Genomic DNA, 19,235 nt, shown 5'->3' with positions numbered 1-19,235 from the left:
TACGAAAGAAGGAGACGCGGATGACCGGCGATCAGCAGCTGATACAGGAAGCCCTGCAATGGAAAGCGCGTTTTTTGCGTAAGGATTCCATGTTTGAACGTTTTTCTACAGGCATGCAGGCGAAAATAAATGAGCGGATTCCCGGAAAAATTCATGCCGTCATCACAGAAAGCATTAAAAAAATGACCGAGGCAACAATGGCGGGGTCAAACCTGGTAAAAAGCAAGCGGGATACAAGCGGCATGTCGCTTACAGAAAAAGATGCCCTTGCCAGACAAACTATCGCATCCTATCAAAAGGTGGCGGCAGCCGAGGGCATCGGTACGGGGGCCGGCGGAATTTTTTTTGGGATGGCTGACTTTCCTTTGCTGTTGTCCATTAAAATGAAATGTCTGTTCGATCTTGCCTCCGTTTACGGCTATGATGTGAAAGATAGAGATGAACGATTGTTTTTGCTGTTTATTTTTCAGCTTGCTTTCTCAAGCGGTGAACAGCGGAAACGCATATATTCAATCATTGAACATTGGGATTCAAAAAAGCATGAAGTTGATTGGAGAGTTTTTCAGCAGGAATACCGCGACTATCTGGACGTGGTGAAATTGTTTCAGCTTTTGCCGGTCGTCGGAGCCGCCGTGGGCGGAGCGGCCAATTATAAACTGCTGTCACAGCTCGGCGAGACGGCAAGGCACGTTTATCATTTAAGAATCACAGCAGCCGGTACGTAATGTACCGGCTGTTTTTTAATGCCTATCGGGGGTAGCTCACCGCGGCGCCGATCAGCACCTTGGCGGCGGTCAGCATCGCTTTTTCATTAAAATCAAATTTCGGATGATGGTGAGGGTAAATAGATTCCGCATCGTCTAAAGCGGCGCCCGTAAAGAAAAAAGCGCCTTTTGTATGCTGCAGATAATAGGAAAAATCCTCTCCCGCCATCTGCGGCTCTCCTTCAACGACTTTCGTGACGCCGTCTGTTTCCGCGGCGGCTGCCGCAGCGTGCGCCGCTTCCTCCGGATGATTGACGACGGCGGGATAGCCGCGTTTGAAACGATACTCATAGGAAGCGGAGTGCATGGAACAGATCCCTTTTACGACGGCTTCTATTTCTGCTTCAAGCAGGCTGCGCACCTCTTCATCAAACGAGCGTACGGTGCCTGTGATGACTGCCTGATCAGCAATGGCGTTAAACGGATTTTCAGCGATGAATGAGCCCGCTGAGATGACAGCCGGCTGCATAGGGTTTACACGCCGGCTCACGATATGCTGAAGGGCCGTGACGATTTGAGAGCCGATTAAAACGGCGTCTTTCGTATCGTGAGGGATCGCACCGTGGCCGCCTTTGCCGATGACTTTAATCGTAAAGCCGTCAGCGGCGGCCATTACTGGGCCCGGGCGGCATAAGACCGTTCCGACGGGTTCAGTCGCCCATAGGTGTGTGCCGAAAACGGCATCGACATGTTCAAGGCAGCCGTCCTCAATCATTGATGTTGCTCCGCCGGGAGATAATTCCTCGGCGTGCTGGTGGATCATCACAAATGATCCTTTCAGTTTTTCCCGGTTGTGATAAAGCACTTTTCCGGCAGCAAGCAGAGCTGCCGTATGGCCGTCGTGGCCGCAGGCGTGCATGACGCCGGGAATTTGTGAAGCATAGGGCACATCTTTTTCATCCTGTATCGGCAAAGCGTCAAAATCAGCCCTGAGCGCGACACAAGGTCCCGGTTCTCCGCCTTCAATATAGGCTGTGACGCCGTTTCCCCCCACGTTCGTCCGGATGGGAACGCCGAGCTTTTCATAAAACGAAGCGATGAATGCCGGTGTTTTTTTTTCTTTAAAGGAAAGCTCGGGATTCCTGTGAAGGTGACGTCTGATTTCAACCATTTCCTCATGCAGCCCGTCAAGCTGAGCGTACAAGCTTTTTTGAAGTGTCGTTAATGTCAAAAGCGGTGCCCCCTCGTCTGCTTTTCCCATGATTGTATAGAAAATGTCAGAAGATTTCAATCTTTTTGCTACGGAAGAATGATGATGGCAGCAATCGTCGTGACGATAAGCCCGGCCGTCACCGGGATAAAGTTTTTTCTGGCAAGCTCAAACGGGTCAACTTTACAAATAGCCGCAGCGGGAATAAGTGCCCAAGGGACCAATGTTCCGCCCCCGACCCAGATCGCTGAAATCTGGCCCAGCGCCGTTAAAACGGCCGGATTCGTATGAAGCGCGGCGGAAAACAGCTTTGCCATCGATCCTGCAAGAGAAATACCGGAAAAGCCTGAACCGTCAAGCCCGGTAATCGCACCGACTGCGGTCAGGGCGATGCCGGCGAATTCCCCGGACATCGGAAAGGAATGAGACAGCGCCAGGCCAAGGTCATTGACGATACCCGCAGACCCTTTCGGCAGGGGGGTGTTCAACATACTTTTAAACCCCGCGTCACCAAGATAAAAGAACGCCGCGATCGGAATGACGGGGCCGAATACTTTAAAGCCGAATTGAAAACCGCCGATAAAATACTCAGTGATCTTTTCTAAATGCCGCTGCTTATGCACGATGAAATGAATGATCAGGAGAATGCCGATCGCCGTTCCCCCGACGAGTGCCGTCGCATCATTTCCCTGCAGGCGGTAGACGATCATGCAGATAACATCGGCGAGGAAAACAAGCGGAATGAGAACAGCCAGAGTCACCCTGAGTTTTTTCGGGAGATACATGCTTGTGTCCAAAGAACCGGAGCTGTCAAAGGAGAGGGGGGCCTGCGTTTTTTTTCGCTCCCGCATGATGAGAAAAAAAGCGGTGATTGTCGTCGTTAATCCCATGATTAAAACGAGCGGAATACTAGCCTGCATGACATCGCCCACAGGAACGCCCGCGGCATCGGCTGTCAATTTCGGGGCCGCCTGAATGACGTAATCACCTGATAAAGCGAATCCGTGGCCGAACAGGTTCATCGCCATTGCCGCGGCGATCGGAGAAAGACCCGCCCGGATCGCCGCGGGAAGCAGCACAGCGCCGATCAGCGCCACACCGGGTGACGGCCAGAAAAAAAGAGAGATGGCAAACATCAGGCAGCCGATGATCCAATACGCGGCAGCCGGCCCCTTCATCAGCTTCGCAAACGGAGAAATCATCGCTTCATTAATACCTGTTTTGGTCAAAAGTCCGCTCATCGCCACGATAAAACAAATAATAAAAATTGTCGGCAGCAATTCCCCGGCGGCATACGTGAAGCTGTGAAACAGGCTGCTGACCGAAGCGGAGAATGAATGCGTCGTCCATAGCGCAATCACAAAAATACCGGCAAGTGAAATAAAGGTTGTATCTTTTCTGAGAAGCATAAAAACGATAATGGCCGCGATAAAAGCAACATAAAGCAGATGTACCGAGTAGATGCCGATCCCCAATTGAACCACTCCGTTTATAAATAGGATTGCTACAGGTTATTCATAGGCGGGCGGAAGGTGCAAAGGGGAGGCGGAAAATCGGGACTAAAAAAAGCCGGAGAATCTCCGGCGGTTTTAATCTATAGCGTAATAAGCGGTTACATAAGACGGGCGGGAGAAAATGGACGTCGTGTCGATGCCGGCTGATGTTCCGCGTTTTTTATGGGCTTCCTGATAAGAGTTTGACTGCTGCCAGCCCTGAAAGGCTTTTTCCTCTTCCCACAGGGTCAGGATGACATACGTATCGCCTTCAAGCGGCCTTAATACGCGGATGGCTTCAAAACCGGGTTCATTTTCCACTTTGCCGGCGCGGTTTTTAAACCGGTTTTCAAACAGCGGACGGCCTTCCTGGGTAACGGCGATGTTATTGAGGACGGCGTAGCCCGGATGTTTGATTTCCCCGACGCTGTCGATGCTTTCATAGGAATGGGGCGCCTGAAAAACGGTTTCTCCATTTGTCTCGTGGATTAAAATCGCATTTTCCTCTCCTTGCATCAGCACCATATTCTCATTTGGGTGTTTCTTTGCAATCGTTTTTAAAAAATCGGCTGTCCCATATGTAATATAAACCTTCATATCAGCCACCTCCTGCTTGCTAGTATAACAAAAGAGTGGTATAAGTTTCTATTGGCGACTCATTCTGACATAATTCGAAACAATATTTCCCATACTACAAGTTAAGAAAGGCGAGGTGACTTATGCTGAAAAAGAAAAAAAGATTCTTTATTCCGGCTGTAATTGCGGCGGTAACCGCTTTTCTCGCGTTAATCGGATACATTATCATTATATTTCTCGGCCATTATGTCATCGATGAAAAGAAATTAATCCTGCACGCATCTTCAAAAATCGTCGATCAAAACGGTGATGAAATCGCGAGTCTTTATACGGAAAACCGCGAACCGGTATCCATTCAGGAGGTTCCTGAAGATGTGAGAGATGCTTTTATCGCCGTTGAAGATAAACGATTTTACGAACATCACGGCATTGATGTGAAATCTGTCGGCCGGGCGATGTTCCGGGATATTTTAGCGGGCGGCAAGGTAGAGGGCGGAAGCACGATCACCCAGCAGCTGGCGAAAAACATTTTTCTAACTCATGATAAAACATTTTTGCGCAAAACGAAGGAAGTCATTATCGCCATCAATCTTGAGCGTGATTACAGCAAGGATAAGCTGCTTGAAATGTACCTGAACCAGCTCTATTTCGGTCATGGCGTTTACGGCATTCAAGCCGCGTCTCACTACTATTTTAATAAAGAAGTAAAAGATTTAACCGTTGCAGAAGGCGCCGTTCTGGCGGCTATACCGAAGGCGCCTTCCCTTTATTCGCCGATTCAGCATCCCGGCAAAAATAAAGAGCGGCGCGATACGATTCTTTCCATGATGAACGATCAAGGCTATATCAGCGCAAAAGAAGCCGTCAGAGCCCAGGGCCGGACATTGGGGCTTCATATCAAGAAAACATCTGAAACGCCTTGGTTTGACAGTTATATCGATCTTGTCATCAAGGAGGCGGAATCCCGTTATTCGATGTCAGGCGAACAGCTCCTTCAAGGCGGCTATACGATCCGGACATCGCTTGATTCCAAACTGCAGAAAACGGCATATACGCTCATGAGGGAAAGCGGCTATTTTCCGGGAACGGATCAGGCGGCGGAGGGAAGCGCCGTCTTTATTGATAATAAAACCGGAGGCGTCCGCGCGGCGGTCGGCGGGCGCGACTACGTGACAAAAGGATACAACAGGGTAACGGCGCCGCGGCAGCCGGGCTCAACGTTTAAGCCGCTTGCCGTATACGGGCCCGCCATGCAGGAGGACAAGTTCAAACCATACTCGCTTCTTCAAGACAAACTGCAGTCTTACAACGGGTACGAACCGAAAAATTATGACGGACAGTACAAGGGGCAAGTGACGATGCAGGACGCGATCACCTACAGCATAAATGCGCCCGCTGTCTGGACATTGAAGCAGATCGGCGTGGATACGGGAAAATCGTATCTTAATAAAAACGGCATAAACATATCTGACAACGGACTCGCGATTGCGCTGGGCGGTCTGTCAGAAGGCGTCACCCCGCTTCAGCTGGCCGGAGCTTATCATACATTTGCGGCAAACGGAATGTATACGAAGCCATTTTTTATAGAGAACATCACGGACGAAGACGGAGAAACGATTTCCGGGCCTAAAAACGGCAAAACGCGCGTCTTCAGCGGACAGACGGCATGGAATATGACGAGGATGCTTCAGCAGGTCGTAAAAGAAGGAACCGCTTCACAAGGCAGCTATCAGGGCGGCCTGGCGGGGAAAACCGGCACGACGTCATTTACCGGCGTCCCCGGCGCCACGAAGGACGCCTGGTTTGCGGGATACACTCCCGGACTGACGGGAGCCATCTGGATGGGGTATGACAAAACAGATAAAACCCATTACCTGAAAGGCGGAAGCCAGTATCCTGTCAGACTCTTTAAAGATATCGTCACAAAAGCGGGGGAAAACGGCAAAGCATTCAAAAAGCCTGAAAATGTGAAAGAACTGGGAAGCCCGATTGAGCTGAAAGCGGTGAAGTCCCTGTCGGCCGGTTATACATTTAAGGCGATGGGACTGATTACGGTTCAATTAAAATGGGATGCTCAAAAGGATGATCGGGTTGTTTACCGAATATATGAAAAGAAAGACGGAAAAGACAAGCTTCTGGATTCGGTGAAAGGAAAAGGCAGCTTTGACATACCATACGCCAACCTGTTTTCAGGGGCTTCATACAAGGTCGTTCCATATAATTCACAGACGAATCAAGAAGGAGAGGGAACGGAATACGTTCAGCCGAAGCTTTTCTCTTCTTAATGATGAATTCGGCGATTTTTTGAACATTAGGCCTCAATTCTATACCATTTTGAAAAAACAAGGTATAGTGTAATGGGCGAAGAACACGAACGTATGGTTGCAGGAGGAAAGGTGGAAATTCAGATGAGTAAACGAGAAGCGTTTAATGATACGTTTTTAAAAGCGGCACGGGGAGAAAAAACAAATCACGTCCCTGTCTGGTACATGAGACAGGCGGGGAGGTCACAGCCGGAATACCGCAAGCTGAAGGAAAAATACGGCTTAGTCGAAATTACGCATCAGCCCGAGCTGTGCGCGTATGTGACGAGACTTCCGGTCGAGCAGTACGGAGTGGACGCTGCCATTTTATATAAAGATATTATGACGCCTCTTCCTTATATCGGAGTGGATGTTGAAATTAAAAACGGAATCGGCCCGGTGATCGATCAGCCGGTGCGCTCTGCTGCGGATATTGAAAAGCTCGGCGAACTGAATCCCGAACAGGATGTTCCTTACGTGCTGGAAACGATCAAATTACTCGTAAACGAACAGCTGAATGTCCCGCTCATCGGTTTTTCGGGAGCGCCTTTTACGCTGGCCAGTTATATGATTGAAGGCGGGCCTTCAAAAAATTACAACAAAACAAAAGCGTTCATGCACAGTATGCCGCAAGCGTGGCAGATGCTGATGGACAAGCTCGCGGATATGATTATCGTTTATGCAAAAGCGCAGATTAACGCCGGCGCAAAAGCCATTCAGATTTTTGATTCCTGGGTCGGCGCGCTGAACCGCGAAGATTACCGGCAATTTATAAAACCGGTGATGGACAGAATTTTCCGGGAGCTTTCAGCAGAACAAGTTCCGCTGATCATGTTCGGCGTAGGCGCAAGCCACCTGGCCGGAGACTGGCATGACCTTCCTCTTGACGTTGTCGGTCTTGATTGGAGACTCAGCATAGATGAAGCCAGAAAACAAGGCATCACAAAAACGGTTCAGGGCAATCTTGATCCGTCGCTTCTTCTTGCGCCTTGGGAGGTCATCGAGAAAAAAGCGAAAGCGATTCTTGACCAGGGTATGAAAACGGATCGGTTTATTTTCAATTTAGGACACGGCGTATTCCCTGATGTAAACCCGGAAACGCTGAAAAGGCTGACGGCGTTTGTGCATGAATACTCCGCGGCTAAAATAGGGGAACAATCTTCCTGAGCAGATCGTTGGTTATAAGAAGATTTTCCTGTCAAAATCAAGATAGACAGACCATCAAAAGAGGTGTTTAACAAAATGAGCAGCAAAAAGAAAATGGGACTTCTCGTTATGGCTTACGGAACGCCTTACAAAGAAGAAGACATAGAACGTTATTATACACATATCAGACGCGGAAGAAAGCCGGAGCCGCACATGCTTCAAGACTTAAAAGACAGATATGAAGCGATAGGAGGCATTTCGCCGCTTGCAAAAATTACGAAGGAGCAGGCGGAGAAGCTCGGACAGCGTTTAAATGAAATCCAGGACGACGTCACATTCAAAGTGTACATCGGATTAAAACATATTGAACCGTTTATCGAAGACGCGGTGGCGGACATGCATAAAGACGGCATTACAGAAGCTGTCAGCCTGGTGCTCGCCCCTCATTTTTCAACATTCAGCGTCCAGTCATACAACAAACGCGCCAAAGAAGAAGCGGAGAAGCTTGGCGGCTTGACCATCAAGTCGGTTGAAAGCTGGTATGATGAACCGAAATTCGTTGATTATTGGGTCAGCCAGGTGAAGAAAACGTATGAATCAATGCCGAAAGAAGAACGGGATGACGCGATGCTGATCGTCTCAGCGCACAGCCTTCCTGAAAAAATTAAAGAATACGGCGATCCGTATCCTGACCAGCTGGAGGAATCCGCAAAACTGATTGCCGAAGGCGCCGGAATTACCGATTACGCAGTCGGCTGGCAGAGCGAAGGGAACACCCCTGATCCATGGCTCGGGCCGGATGTGCAGGATCTCACGCGCGAGCTGTATCAAAAGCATCCTTATAAAGCATTTGTATACGTGCCCGCAGGCTTCGTTGCCGATCATTTAGAGGTGCTTTACGATAATGATTACGAATGCAAAGCTGTGACCGATGAAGTCGGCGCAAGCTACTATCGTCCGGCCATGCCGAACGCACAGCCCGAATTTATCGACGCGCTTGCAGCGGTCGTGCTGAAAGAGCTGGACAAGTAGAACTAAACGGTAAAGAAGGCGATAAAAATGAGTGGCGATAAAAAACATCTGGTCATCATCGGCGGCGGCATAACGGGATTAGCCGCCGCCTTCTACATGGAAAAAGAAATCAAAGAAAAACAGCTGCCGCTTGAGGTCACCCTGATTGAAGCGGGCCCGAGAGCGGGCGGCAAAATTCAGACGGCGCATAAAGACGGCTACATCATTGAGCGGGGGCCGGATTCTTTTCTGGAAAGGAAAAAAAGCGCTCCCCAGCTCGTAAAAGATTTAGGGCTTGAGCATCTGCTCGTCAACAATGCGACCGGCCAGTCTTACGTGCTCGTCAACGAGACGCTTCATCCGATGCCGAAGGGCGCGGTGATGGGCATCCCGACAAAAATCGCTCCGTTCATCTCCACCGGCTTATTTTCTGTTCCCGGAAAGGCGCGGGCGGCGCTTGACTTTGTTCTGCCTGCGAGCAAACCGAAGGAAGATCAGTCTCTGGGTGAATTTTTCCGCAGACGCGTCGGTGACGAAGTTGTTGAGAATTTAATAGAACCGCTTTTGTCAGGGATCTATGCCGGAGATATTGATAAGCTGAGCCTCATGTCCACATTTCCGCAATTCTATCAGACTGAGCAAAAGCACAGAAGTCTGATTCTCGGCATGAAAAAATCGCGTCCGCAGCCTTCAGGACAGCAGCTGACTGCCAAAAAGCAGGGGCAGTTTTTAACGCTGACAACAGGGCTTCAAACGTTGGTGGAGGAGCTGGAAAAGCAGCTTACGCTGACAAAAGTGATGAAAGGCACGAAAGTCACCCATATCGGCCGCGAGGAGAAAGGATATTCCGTGACGCTTGATAACGGCAAAGTGCTTCATGCGGAAGGATGCATTGTAACAGCGCCGCATAAAGCCGCGGCGAAAATGCTTTCTGATCTGCCGGCGGTTTCATGTCTCAAAGACATGCATTCTACATCCGTCGCCAACGTCGCCTTAGGTTTTCCTGAGGGAGCCGTCAAGATGGAGCATGAAGGTACGGGATTCGTAATCTCAAGAAACAGCGACTTCTCCATCACGGCCTGCACATGGACGAACAAAAAATGGCCGCATGCGGCACCGGAGGGCAAAACACTGCTCAGGGCGTACGTCGGAAAAGCCGGAGATGAATCCATCGTAGATCTTTCAGATAACGAGATCATTAACATCGTAATGGAAGATTTGAAAAAAGTAATGAATATCAAAGGCGAGCCGGAAATGACCTGTGTGACCCGCTGGAACGAAAGCATGCCGCAGTACCATGTCGGTCATAAAGAGCGCATCAAAGAGTTCAGAGACGCGCTGAGAGCTTCCTATCCGGGTGTATACGCGACGGGCGCGTCTTTTGAAGGGGTTGGCATCCCCGACTGTATCGACCAGGGAAAAGCCGCCGTATATGATTCACTGGCTTATTTATTTGAAACGTACCAGCCTCCGTTATCTTAAAACGGAGGTTTTTTTGCATGTTCCCGTTCTGTAAAGGGAACACCAATAAAAAGAAAAAACATTTGAATCTTCTTTGCGACTGTGATAAGTTATCTTATGTACAAAATGACTAAAACGTTCAAACGGTCAATTTAACGAGGTGGGAAACATGTCCGTCGATCGGAAAAAGCTCATTCTGGAAGCGGCAACGAAGTCTTTTACACAATTCGGCTACAAAGCAACGACAATGGATCTGGTGGCGAAGCTTGCAAATGTGGGAAAGGGAACCATCTATACGTTTTTCAAAAACAAAGAAGAACTGTTTGATGATATTTTCACCACTATTTTAAGAGAAATGAAGGAACACGCCGATGAAGCGATGAAACCGGAGCTTTCATTTCACGAAAATGTCCACCGGGCGCTTGTCGCGATTTTGGAATTCAGAAAAACACACCAGCTGACGATTAAAATTTTTCAGGAGAACGCCGAGATTGGTACAATAGCCGTTCAGGATGTCATTGCGAAAATGGAGCGGGCCATTCTGTCATATATTAAAGAAAAGATAGAATATGCCATTGAAAACGGGAGCATTAAACCGTGCGATCCGGAGCTGACCGCTTTTGTCATGCTTAAGCTTTACATCGCGCTGATATTTGACTGGGAAAAAAACCATCCGCCTCTTGAAAAAGAGACGATCGCCGAATTGCTGGAAATGTATGTCGGTCAAGGATTATCTAAATAGATGATCCTTCACTTTTTAGGTGCCGTGACCGTTTTGTCAAATGAGTCAGTTTGCGGAAGGAGGCAACAGGGTTGAATACAATAAAAAGCCAGTGGAAAGACATTGTAACGAGCAAGAAACTGTTAATCCCCATCATTGCCATATTATTCGTTCCGCTGATTTACAGCGGAGTGTTTTTGAAGGCGTACTGGGACCCGTACGGCACGGTGGATCAGCTGCCGGTAGTCGTTGTCAACCAGGATAAAGGGGCGGACTACGAAGGGAAACATCTTCAGATCGGTGACGATCTTGTGAAAGAATTAAAGAAAAATGATAATTTTGATTGGCATTTTTCAAGCGATCTTGATCAATCGTTAAAGGACTTATTAAATGCTAAATATTATTTAGTGGTCGAGATTCCTGAAGGTTTTTCGAAAAACGCCAGCACGGTAATGGATAAAAATCCGAAAAAGCTGGATCTGAAATATCATACGAACGCCGGATCCAACTATGTCGGGGCGACAATCGGCGAAAAGGCAATCGATAAACTGAAAGCCTCCGTGTCGAAAGAAGTGACAGAGCAATACGCAAAAGTCATTTTTGACAACTTTAAAGATATTGCCAAAGGACTCGGCAAAGCCAGCAGCGGGGCCAAGAAAATAGACGATGGCACGAAAAACGCGAAAGACGGCAGCGCCAAGCTGAAGGAAAATTTAGCGAAGCTTACTGAAAGCACCGCAACCATCAGCGACAAAACACAGCAGCTTACCGACGGAGCGGCGAAAGTGACAAGCGGAATCCAAACGCTTAACAGCTCTATCGCAAAACTGCAGAGCGCAAGCGCCGACATTCAAGACAAATCAGGACAGATTGCTTCAGGAGGAGGCGAGGTGGCCAGCGGGCTTAAAACGAGCCTTGACGGGCATAAGCAGCTCCAGCAAAAGCTTCCGGATTTAACGAATGGATTAAGCGCGTTAAACAGTAAGGCGCAGGAAGTATCGCAAAAAGCGGCGGCATTTGAAGATGCGATCAATTCAGTCAACCTCTCAGATATTGAAAAAGCGGTTGGGGAGCTTGAGCAGACTGAAAAGGAATTGCAGCAGTTTAAGAAAAAGCTTTCCGATCTGAAAAACAGCCTGGATGCCCGGGATGATGCGGTCAAAAAGGTGATTCAGGACAGTGATTTCTTAACGGGTGAGCAAAAAACGAAACTGGTTCAGCTTCTGAATGAGAAGCTTCCGAAGGCTGACCTTCCGGATTTAGACAATATCGTCAGCCAGCTTCCGTCCGGCGGAGATGTTCAGCTTCCGGATATGTCAGTTATAAAAAGCGCGCTGGAAGATGTAAAAGCGAAGGCTGATCAGCTGAAAGCACTGCCGCAGTCCACATCGAAACTGTATAACGGCGCGGCGGCGGTACAAGACGCGATTAACCAGCTGACAGCGGGAACTGACAAATTATACAGCGGAGCGCAGACCGTCTTTGAAAGCCAAAACAAACTGACGGCCGGTATCGGCGAATACAACAGCAAGTTCGGACAGCTCAAATCAGGATCAGAAGCGTTAGTGTCAGGGAGCGGCCAAGTGTCTGGCGGCTTAACGAAACTGCTTGACGCGCAAAACAAAATCCATGACGGCTCGTCCAAAATTGAGCAGGGTCAAGCGTCTCTCGGCACCGGTTTAAGCAAGCTTTTAGACGGCACCGGACAACTGTCCAGCCAGCTGAAAGACGCGGCTGATCAAACCGGGGACATTAAGACAGATGACAAAACGTACAGCATGTTTGCCGATCCGGTAAAAACGGACGATAACGCGATTCATTCCGTGCCTAACTACGGTACCGGACTGACGCCTTATATTCTCTCTATGGGCTTATATGTCGGCGGATTGATGCTGACGGTCGTATTCCCTCTGACTGAAGCTTCGGGCCGTCCGAGAAACGGGTTTGAATGGTTCCTCAGTAAATTCAGCGTCATTCTGCTCGTCGGACTGATTCAATCCGTTATTGTCGCAACGGTTCTGTTAAAAGGAATCGGACTTGATGTGGAAAGCACCTGGAGATTCTATCTCTTTACGATGATTACCAGCATCGCGTTCTTGTCCATGATTCAATTATTAGCGACCACGATGGGAAATCCGGGACGCTTTATCGCTGTCATCATTCTGGTGCTCCAGCTCGGGGCAAGCGGAGGAACCTTCCCGCTTGAACTCCTCCCGGGATTCTATCAAGTGATTCACGGGGCATTGCCGATGACGTACAGCATTAACGGATTCCGTGCCGTCATTTCAAATGGCGATTACGCCTACATGTGGCAGCAGGCATCGATTCTATTGGGCATTGCCGTTGTCATGATCGCGCTGACCATCGTGTACTTTACGGTGCAAAGCAAAAAAGAACACAAAGCGGAAGAAGAAATCACAGCATAAGAAAAAGAGGCCCTGGGCAGATGCTCGGGGCCTCTTTTTTCTGCTTTCGATCATCGTTCGATTAAAATCCCCATCTCACCAGCAATCCGGTATACGTCAATCCGCCGCCGAACCCGAATAATACCAGTGTCTGGCCTTCCGACAGTTTTTTCGCTTTCACGGCTTCATCCAAAGCGAGAATAATAGAAACCGATGAAGTGTTTCCGTAATATTCAACGCTTGTCAATGTCCGTTCAAGCGGGAAAGGAAGTTTTTCACAGATGGATTCGATCATCCGCATGTTGGCGCTGTGAGGAACGAACCAATCCAGATCGTCTTTTGAAAAGCCGGCTTTTTCTAAAAGGGCATTGCATTCCTCAGGCACGGTTCTGACCGCCCATTTATATACTTCGCGCCCGTTTTGCACCATGTTTCCTCCGCCCTTAAGCGGCTCGTCGTTTAATTCTGCGCTCAGCCCCGTGCGATACAGCACGTCCGCGCCGCTCCCGGCCGTTCCTTGCACGGCTGCCAAAAAGCCCGGCGCTGATTCGTCGCGTTCCACCAATAAGGCGCCTGCAGCGTCTCCGAAAAGGACGCAGGTCGTCCGGTCAGTATAATCCGTTACTTTTGATAATGTTTCACCGGCAATCACGATCACTTTTTGATGAGAACCGGCGGTGATTAATGCGTCTGCGAGCTGAAGGCCGTATGTGAGTCCGGCGCATGTGGCGTTAATATCAAGGGCGCCGGTGTGAGGCCAGCCGAAATGAGCCTGCACGCGTGCCGCAGTGCTTGGAAACGCATAGTCCGCCGTCGTTGTAGCGACAAGGATCATATCGACATCATCAAGGGTCCCGCTGTATCGTTCTGCAAGGTTTTTCACCGCTTCTATACATAAATCCGATGTGAATTCATGTTCGCCGGCAATACGTCTTTCCTTCATGCCGGTACGCTGGACGATCCATTCATCAGATGTATCGACGATGCGCTCCAAATCCGCATTTGTTAATCGGCGTGCCGGAGCATATGTACCGATTGCTGTAATTTTAGATTTTGACATGATGAATCACTCCTTTATAATCAGATTATAACACCAGATATTAATACTTGGTACTAATTTTAATAAAAAAACCCAAGCAGCATCCGCTGGTTGGGGAGCATGAGACATCTATTTATAAAACGGGCTTGTGTGATATTACCAATGACGGCAGCAGTGGCGGCGATGATGGCGGCATGAATGATGATGCTTTCTTTCCTTTTTCTTCTTACAAGGTTCTTCTTCTTTTTTCTTCTTGCAGGGATCTTTGTCTTTTTTACAGCACCAGAAGGAGTCTGCATCAAACCAATCATCCTCAAACCAATCCTCAAACCAATCTTTATGAAACCTTTTCCGCTTATGCGATTTACGGCTGATCATACATTTCCCTCCTATCCCCATGCTCCCTTCATCTTATGAAAAAAGAGAAGGAAAAGATTGGACGGGTTGTGGATCAAAAGAGTATATTTTAAGAAGAATCAAATTGATAGGAGGAATGACCTGTGGCAGATATGAAACATACGATGGAACTGATTAAAAAACTGGTGTCGATTCCGAGTCCGACGGGCAATACATACGAGGTTATCGCTTATACAGAAAGTCTTTTAAAAGACTGGGGCGTCTCCTCTTACAGAAACCGCAAAGGCGGTCTTTTTGTCACGATTCCCGGCCGTGATGACAAGAAACACAGATTGCTGACGGCGCATGTCGATACGCTCGGCGCGATGGTAAAGGAAATAAAGGCGGACGGCCGGCTGAAGATTGACTTGATCGGCGGCTTCCGATACAACTCGATTGAAGGGGAATATTGCGAGATCCAAACTGCTTCCGGCAAAACCTATACAGGCACCATTTTAATGCATCAGACTTCAGTGCACGTCTACAAGGACGCCGGCAAGGCAGAGCGGAATCAGGAGAATATGGAAGTCCGCCTTGATGAGCCTGTCCGGACGAAGGAGGAGACCTCCAATCTCGGCATCAGGGTCGGCGATTTCATTTCATTTGATCCGCGCGTGCAGATGACACCGAGCGGTTTTATAAAATCCCGGCATCTTGATGATAAAGCGAGTGTGGCCCTGCTCCTGAACTTAATCCGCCGCATCACAGAAGAGAAAATCGAACTTCCGTATACGACGCACTTTCTGATTTCTAATAATGAAGAAATCGGCTACGGCGGCAATTCCAACATTCCGCCTGAAACCGTCGAATACTTGGCTGTTGATATGGGAGCGATCGGCGACGGCCAGTCTACGGATGAATATACCGTCTCTATTTGCGTGAAGGATGCAAGCGGCCCGTATCATTATCAGCTCAGAAAACATCTGGCCGGGCTTGCGGAGCGCTATGGCATTGATTATCAGCTTGATATTTATCCGTATTACGGTTCTGATGCTTCAGCAGCCATCCGTTCGGGCCATGACATCGTCCACGGGCTGATCGGCCCGGGAATTGACGCGTCACACGCCTTTGAACGCACGCACGAATTATCGCTTCTTAATACGGCGAAGCTTTTGTACCGGTACGTTCTATCGCCGATGGCATAAAAAAACCCTGCGCGGAAAAGTTCCGTGCAGGGTTTTCGTTTAACCTGAGATGGTTGTGTTTTGTTCTGTTTTGGCGAGGCTCATGACCTTCGCGCCTTTAGCGGGATCATACTGACCTTCCCATTTTGACATCACAACGGATGCCAGCGCGTTTCCGGTCAGATTGACGACCGTACGGGCCATGTCCATAATCCGGTCAACACCGGCGATGAATGCAAGGCCTTCTGCAGGAATGTTGAATGCGCCTAGTGTCGCAAGCAGGACGACGAAAGAAGTCCCGGGCACGGCAGCCATTCCTTTGGAAGTGACCATCAAGACAAGCACAAGGGTAATCTGCTGCCAAATGGACAAGTCAACGTGGTATACCTGAGCGAGGAATATTGCGGCGATAGATTGGTACAGCACAGATCCGTCTAAGTTAAAGGTATATCCGATCGGCACAACAAATGAAACAATACCTTTCGGACATCCGATTTTCTCCATTTTTTCCATAACACGAGGGAGTACAGTTTCGGAGCTTGACGTACTGAACGCCAATAAAATTTCATCCTTCATATAGGCGAGGAATTTGAAAATGTTAACCCCGGCAAGCTTTCCGACGATTCCGAATACAACAATGAGAAAGAAAGCCAAAGCTACATATACTAAACCGACCAGTTTACCGAGTGAAAGCAGGGAACTGAGCCCAAATTTGGAAACGGTAACACCAATCAATGCAAAAACACCAAACGGAGCAACTTTCATGACCAGGTTCACAACGTGGAACATCGCATGAGAAACACCTTCAAAGAAGGCCAATACGGGCTTTCCTTTTTCACCGATTGCCGAGATGCCGAGTGCAAACAGCACGGTAAAGCAGATGATGGCAAGCAGATCTCCTTCGGCCAATGATTGGAAGAAGTTTGTCGGTACAATATGCAGGAATGTGTCCGCGATGGATTTATTATTTTGTTCTTTTTCTGTTTCAACATATTGACTGATATCTGTTTTTTGAGCCTCATGTATATTAACGCCTGTTCCCGGATGAAAAAGATTTGCCAAAGCCAGTCCGAGAATGATGGCGAAAGTGGTAATGATCTCAAAATACAAAATCGTTTTGAAGCCTAATTTTCCGACCTGTTTTCCGCTTCCCGCGCCGGCAACGCCGATGATTAAGCTGGAGACGACGATTGGAATCACGATCATTTTGATTAAGCGTAAAAACAAATCGCCGATAGGCTGTAAATAAGTTGGAACAGCAGGATTGCCATACCAGATGACACCGACTACAACCCCTAGTATGAGTCCGACGAAAATTTGCGTCGCTAATCCAAAACGTAATTTTTTCATAGATTACCTCCCGAAGAAAAAAGTGCAATAAGTATCTAAAAAGATAGCTATTAGAACAAATTATAATAGAAAAGAAAACAATTCGTCTATAAAAAATTATAGATTGAAAATACTGAATTGTACAAAACATACAGATGATTGCTAATAATGGTGGATAACACCCTATTCAGAAAGTACGGCGCCGGCCGAAAAATAAAGGTGCCGCACACTTTTGACTGTGCGGCACCCTATTGTCACATATCCTTTATTTTCAAGCAATCGTCACAAACATTTCCATAGCATTCATGCTGTTCAGCTATTTCTTTGCCGCATTCCGCACACTTTTTACCGGGCAGATTTCTAAAAAATTCTGTTATTTTATCCAACATACCCATCCCTCTTTCGTTGTGTTGTCTCTACATTGTATTATAACAGTTAACGAAAATCAACGGCTGTTTTGGCACAATGTTTAAAACATGCAATTTATACGAAAAATAGGTATATTGGAGGAAAGGATCTTTTATCTTAAACATTCGGAGGATGCTATGAAAGTTACAGTTATTGGATGCTGCGGCGGGTTTCCGGCCGCAAATGAAGCAACTTCAGGCTATCTGTTTCAGTCCGGCGGTTATTCTTTGCTCGTCGATTGCGGAAGCGCCGTATTATCAAAGCTGTTTGCTTATGTACCGGCAGAAGAGCTTGATGCCGTGATTTTGTCTCATTATCATCATGACCACATTGCTGATATCGGGCCGCTTCAATTTGCCAAGCAGGTCGGGTCATTTCTTGGAAAAGGAACGGATGCGCTGCCGATTTACGGGCATGATGCTGATATAGAACAGTTTGAGCGTCTTACATACAAAACGCATACAAAGGGAATGGCCTATCAGCCGGACTGTCCGCTTTCTGCCGGGCCGTTCACGATTACCTTCCTGAAAACGGTGCATCCGGTCACTTGTTATGCGATGCGCATTACTGACGGTTCTGCTTCCGTTGTGTATACGGCTGATTCAAGCTATCAGGACTCGTTTATTCCGTTTGCGGAAAATGCCGATCTGCTGATCTGCGAGTGCAATTTTTACGCAGACCAGGACGGCACGTCAGCCGGCCATATGAACAGCTTGGAAGCCGGACGTATCGCGAAGGAGGCGGGAGCGGGGGAGCTGATTCTCACGCATCTGCCTCACTTCGGCGAGCACCGCAAACTGAAAGAAGAAGCGGAAACCGTGTTCGGGGGCGAAGTGAAAATCGCGGCCTCCGGATTGAAGTGGGAGAAATAGAGGAGGAGCACCATGTTATTTATTGATAACCAAAACATAACCGATCCGAGGATCAACCTCGCGATCGAAGAATATTGCGTGAAGCATCTCGACCCTGAACAGACATACCTGCTTTTTTATGTCAATCAGCCGTCGATTATTATCGGAAAGAATCAAAATACAATAGAAGAAATCAATACGAAATACGTAGAAGATAACGGAATCATCGTCGTCCGCAGACTGTCAGGAGGCGGCGCGGTTTATCACGATCTCGGAAATTTGAATTTCAGTTTTATCACAAAGGATGATGGAGACAGCTTTCACAATTTTAAAAAATTCACCGAACCCGTCATTCAGGCGCTGCGCCAGCTCGGTGTGGAAGCTGAATTAAGCGGCCGCAACGACATTGTCGCAGATGGCAGAAAAATTTCCGGCAACGCTCAATTCTCGACGAAAGGGCGGATTTTCAGCCACGGAACATTAATGCTGGATTCGGCCATTGACCATGTGGTGTCAGCGCTGAAAGTAAAAAAAGACAAAATCGAATCAAAGGGCATTAAATCAATCAGAAGCCGTGTCGCCAACATCAGCGAGTTTCTTGATGACAAAATGACGGCCGATGAATTCAAAAAGCACCTGCTTCACCATATTTTTAATACAAATGATCTTTCAAAAGTGCCGGAATATAAGCTGACGGATGAAGACTGGAAAGCGATCCGGAAGATTTCTGAAGAGCGTTATCAAAACTGGGACTGGAATTTCGGCAGGTCGCCGGCATTCAATCTTCAGCATTCCAAACGTTATCCGGTCGGATCAATTGATCTGCGCCTTGAAGTGAAAAAAGGAATCATTCAAGACTGCAAAATTTTCGGTGATTTTTTCGGTGCGAAAGATGTGAGTGAAGTCGAACAGGCGCTGATCGGAAAACAGTATGACAGAACCGCGATCAGGGAGGCGCTGGCCGGAATTGAGCTGAAACAGTATTTCGGCAACATAGAGCTGGAAGACTTTCTCGAGCTGATTTATTAGAACACTTGCCGAACCGCATGATTTGAATC

Annotated in this window: 17 protein-coding genes; 10 read left to right on the top strand and 7 right to left on the bottom strand. The window is 48.0% G+C overall.

All coding sequences use genetic code 11. The features are described from left to right. Positions 1-20: 20 nt before the first annotated feature. Positions 21-725: an EcsC family protein gene (locus Y79_RS0114475; RefSeq protein ID WP_016938339.1), complete on the top strand. Its 705-nt coding sequence runs from the start codon at positions 21-23 to the stop codon at positions 723-725. Positions 726-747: 22 nt separating this feature from the next. On the opposite strand, the gene Y79_RS0114470 is transcribed toward Y79_RS0114475, so the two are convergent. The 3 genes from Y79_RS0114470 to hmoB all read right to left on the bottom strand — a co-directional run bounded on the left by Y79_RS0114470 (position 748) and on the right by hmoB (position 4,004). Then, positions 748-1,935: a M20 family metallopeptidase gene (locus Y79_RS0114470; RefSeq protein ID WP_016938338.1), complete on the bottom strand. Its 1,188-nt coding sequence runs from the start codon at positions 1,933-1,935 to the stop codon at positions 748-750. A 68-nt stretch (positions 1,936-2,003) separates the two neighbouring features. Then, positions 2,004-3,389 (bottom strand): membrane protein, encoded by a 1,386-nt coding sequence (locus Y79_RS0114465; RefSeq protein WP_016938337.1) that lies wholly within the window; start codon positions 3,387-3,389, stop codon positions 2,004-2,006. A 114-nt stretch (positions 3,390-3,503) separates the two neighbouring features. Continuing rightward, complete coding sequence (gene hmoB / locus Y79_RS0114460) at positions 3,504-4,004, bottom strand: heme-degrading oxygenase HmoB (RefSeq protein ID WP_016938336.1); 501 nt, start codon at positions 4,002-4,004, stop codon at positions 3,504-3,506. Between the two features lie 122 nt (positions 4,005-4,126). Here hmoB and Y79_RS0114455 point away from each other — a divergent pair, with 122 nt between their 5' ends. The 6 genes from Y79_RS0114455 to Y79_RS0114430 all read left to right on the top strand — a co-directional run bounded on the left by Y79_RS0114455 (position 4,127) and on the right by Y79_RS0114430 (position 13,051). Continuing rightward, entirely contained in the window at positions 4,127-6,268 is a 2,142-nt protein-coding gene (locus tag Y79_RS0114455) for a transglycosylase domain-containing protein (RefSeq protein ID WP_016938335.1), read from the top strand. A gap of 123 nt (positions 6,269-6,391) precedes the next feature. After that, positions 6,392-7,453 (top strand): uroporphyrinogen decarboxylase, encoded by a 1,062-nt coding sequence (gene hemE, locus Y79_RS0114450; RefSeq protein ID WP_029575331.1) that lies wholly within the window; start codon positions 6,392-6,394, stop codon positions 7,451-7,453. A gap of 75 nt (positions 7,454-7,528) precedes the next feature. Next, positions 7,529-8,464: a ferrochelatase gene (gene hemH / locus Y79_RS0114445; protein WP_016938333.1), complete on the top strand. Its 936-nt coding sequence runs from the start codon at positions 7,529-7,531 to the stop codon at positions 8,462-8,464. A 27-nt stretch (positions 8,465-8,491) separates the two neighbouring features. Next, positions 8,492-9,925, top strand: coding sequence for a protoporphyrinogen oxidase (gene hemY, locus Y79_RS0114440; RefSeq protein WP_016938332.1), 1,434 nt, complete (start codon positions 8,492-8,494; stop codon positions 9,923-9,925). 148 nt (positions 9,926-10,073) lie between these two features. Beyond that, entirely contained in the window at positions 10,074-10,646 is a 573-nt protein-coding gene (locus Y79_RS0114435) for a TetR/AcrR family transcriptional regulator (protein WP_016938331.1), read from the top strand. Positions 10,647-10,717: 71 nt separating this feature from the next. Beyond that, a complete protein-coding gene (locus tag Y79_RS0114430) occupies positions 10,718-13,051 on the top strand; it encodes a YhgE/Pip domain-containing protein (RefSeq protein WP_016938330.1) in 2,334 nt (777 codons plus the stop codon). Between the two features lie 61 nt (positions 13,052-13,112). Here Y79_RS0114430 and fabHB read toward each other — a convergent pair whose 3' ends face one another. Next, positions 13,113-14,090: a beta-ketoacyl-ACP synthase III FabHB gene (gene fabHB, locus Y79_RS0114425; protein ID WP_016938329.1), complete on the bottom strand. Its 978-nt coding sequence runs from the start codon at positions 14,088-14,090 to the stop codon at positions 13,113-13,115. A gap of 59 nt (positions 14,091-14,149) precedes the next feature. Next, positions 14,150-14,380 carry a hypothetical protein gene (locus tag Y79_RS0114420; protein ID WP_155816750.1) on the bottom strand — a complete coding sequence of 77 codons (231 nt, stop codon included), beginning with the start codon at positions 14,378-14,380 and terminating at the stop codon, positions 14,150-14,152. Between the two features lie 198 nt (positions 14,381-14,578). Here Y79_RS0114420 and Y79_RS0114415 point away from each other — a divergent pair, with 198 nt between their 5' ends. After that, the gene (locus tag Y79_RS0114415; protein WP_032864854.1) at positions 14,579-15,610 is read left to right on the top strand and encodes a M42 family metallopeptidase; all 1,032 of its coding nucleotides are present in this window, start codon (positions 14,579-14,581) and stop codon (positions 15,608-15,610) included. A gap of 39 nt (positions 15,611-15,649) precedes the next feature. On the opposite strand, the gene Y79_RS0114410 is transcribed toward Y79_RS0114415, so the two are convergent. Then, on the bottom strand, positions 15,650-16,939 hold the full coding sequence (locus Y79_RS0114410; RefSeq protein ID WP_016938326.1) for a cation:dicarboxylate symporter family transporter: 1,290 nt from the start codon (positions 16,937-16,939) through the stop codon (positions 15,650-15,652). A gap of 233 nt (positions 16,940-17,172) precedes the next feature. After that, entirely contained in the window at positions 17,173-17,307 is a 135-nt protein-coding gene (yhfH, locus tag Y79_RS1000000120965; RefSeq protein WP_016938325.1) for a protein YhfH, read from the bottom strand. 156 nt (positions 17,308-17,463) lie between these two features. On the opposite strand from yhfH, the gene Y79_RS0114400 reads away from it, so the two are divergent. Together Y79_RS0114400 and lplJ are read left to right on the top strand one after the other, a co-directional pair. Continuing rightward, on the top strand, positions 17,464-18,198 hold the full coding sequence (locus tag Y79_RS0114400) for an MBL fold metallo-hydrolase (protein ID WP_016938324.1): 735 nt from the start codon (positions 17,464-17,466) through the stop codon (positions 18,196-18,198). Between the two features lie 12 nt (positions 18,199-18,210). Beyond that, positions 18,211-19,206: a lipoate--protein ligase gene (lplJ, locus tag Y79_RS0114395; RefSeq protein WP_016938323.1), complete on the top strand. Its 996-nt coding sequence runs from the start codon at positions 18,211-18,213 to the stop codon at positions 19,204-19,206. Positions 19,207-19,235: the final 29 nt, after the last annotated feature.

It is taken from the genome of Bacillus siamensis KCTC 13613, from assembly GCF_000262045.1.
In the GTDB taxonomy this organism is placed as follows: Bacteria; Bacillota; Bacilli; order Bacillales; family Bacillaceae; genus Bacillus; species Bacillus siamensis.
The sequence above is the reverse complement of the archived record's forward strand: the minus strand, read 5'-3'. Positions and strand labels throughout refer to the sequence as shown.

What these genes read in the sequence shown, in the direction of transcription:
- Y79_RS0114475 (WP_016938339.1), top strand. Translation starts at nt 21, where the DNA reads ATGACCGGCGATCAGCAGCTGATACAGGAAGCCCTGCAATGGAAAGCG.
- hmoB (WP_016938336.1), bottom strand. Translation starts at nt 4,004, where the DNA reads ATGAAGGTTTATATTACATATGGGACAGCCGATTTTTTAAAAACGATT.
- Y79_RS0114455 (WP_016938335.1), top strand. Translation starts at nt 4,127, where the DNA reads ATGCTGAAAAAGAAAAAAAGATTCTTTATTCCGGCTGTAATTGCGGCG.
- hemE (WP_029575331.1), top strand. Translation starts at nt 6,392, where the DNA reads ATGAGTAAACGAGAAGCGTTTAATGATACGTTTTTAAAAGCGGCACGG.
- hemH (WP_016938333.1), top strand. Translation starts at nt 7,529, where the DNA reads ATGAGCAGCAAAAAGAAAATGGGACTTCTCGTTATGGCTTACGGAACG.
- hemY (WP_016938332.1), top strand. Translation starts at nt 8,492, where the DNA reads ATGAGTGGCGATAAAAAACATCTGGTCATCATCGGCGGCGGCATAACG.
- Y79_RS0114435 (WP_016938331.1), top strand. Translation starts at nt 10,074, where the DNA reads ATGTCCGTCGATCGGAAAAAGCTCATTCTGGAAGCGGCAACGAAGTCT.
- fabHB (WP_016938329.1), bottom strand. Translation starts at nt 14,090, where the DNA reads ATGTCAAAATCTAAAATTACAGCAATCGGTACATATGCTCCGGCACGC.
- Y79_RS0114420 (WP_155816750.1), bottom strand. Translation starts at nt 14,380, where the DNA reads ATGATTGGTTTGATGCAGACTCCTTCTGGTGCTGTAAAAAAGACAAAG.
- Y79_RS0114415 (WP_032864854.1), top strand. Translation starts at nt 14,579, where the DNA reads ATGAAACATACGATGGAACTGATTAAAAAACTGGTGTCGATTCCGAGT.
- Y79_RS0114410 (WP_016938326.1), bottom strand. Translation starts at nt 16,939, where the DNA reads ATGAAAAAATTACGTTTTGGATTAGCGACGCAAATTTTCGTCGGACTC.
- yhfH (WP_016938325.1), bottom strand. Translation starts at nt 17,307, where the DNA reads ATGTTGGATAAAATAACAGAATTTTTTAGAAATCTGCCCGGTAAAAAG.
- Y79_RS0114400 (WP_016938324.1), top strand. Translation starts at nt 17,464, where the DNA reads ATGAAAGTTACAGTTATTGGATGCTGCGGCGGGTTTCCGGCCGCAAAT.
- lplJ (WP_016938323.1), top strand. Translation starts at nt 18,211, where the DNA reads ATGTTATTTATTGATAACCAAAACATAACCGATCCGAGGATCAACCTC.